The sequence below is a fragment of the Burkholderia sp. AU6039 genome (assembly GCF_002223365.1).
In the GTDB taxonomy this organism is placed as follows: Bacteria; Pseudomonadota; Gammaproteobacteria; order Burkholderiales; family Burkholderiaceae; genus Burkholderia.
In genome coordinates this window covers 1-416 of sequence record NZ_NKFK01000040.1, presented here as the reverse complement: position 1 = coordinate 416, position 416 = coordinate 1, and the positions used below count along the sequence as shown (strand labels likewise).

Genomic DNA, 416 nt, shown 5'->3' with positions numbered 1-416 from the left:
TACGGCGGCTCGTTCCTGTATCACATGGACAACAACCAGGTCGTGGTCGGCTTCGTGGTGGGCCTCGGCTACACGAACCCGTACCTGTCGCCGTTCGAGGAATTCCAGCGCTACAAGACGCACCCGTCGATCCGCGCGTTCCTGGAAGGCGGCAAGCGCGTGTCGTACGGCGCACGCGCGATCACGGCCGGCGGGCTGCTGTCGCTGCCGAAGACGGTGTTCCCGGGCGGCGCGCTGATCGGCGACGACGCAGGCTTCCTGAACGCGTCGCGGATCAAGGGCAGCCACGCGGCGATCAAGACCGGCATGCTGGCGGCCGACGCCGCATTCGACGCGGTGCAGGCCGGCCGCCAGAGCGACGAGCTCAACGCGTACCCGGACGCCTTCAAGCAGTCGTGGCTGTACACGGAGCTGTA

At 67.5% G+C, this 416-nt stretch carries 1 protein-coding gene; it reads left to right on the top strand.

Annotation, left to right across the window (positions count from 1 at the left end; all coding sequences use genetic code 11):
* On the top strand, nt 1-416 hold a 416-nt coding region (locus tag CFB39_RS38555), incomplete at both ends, for an NAD(P)/FAD-dependent oxidoreductase (RefSeq protein WP_144030406.1).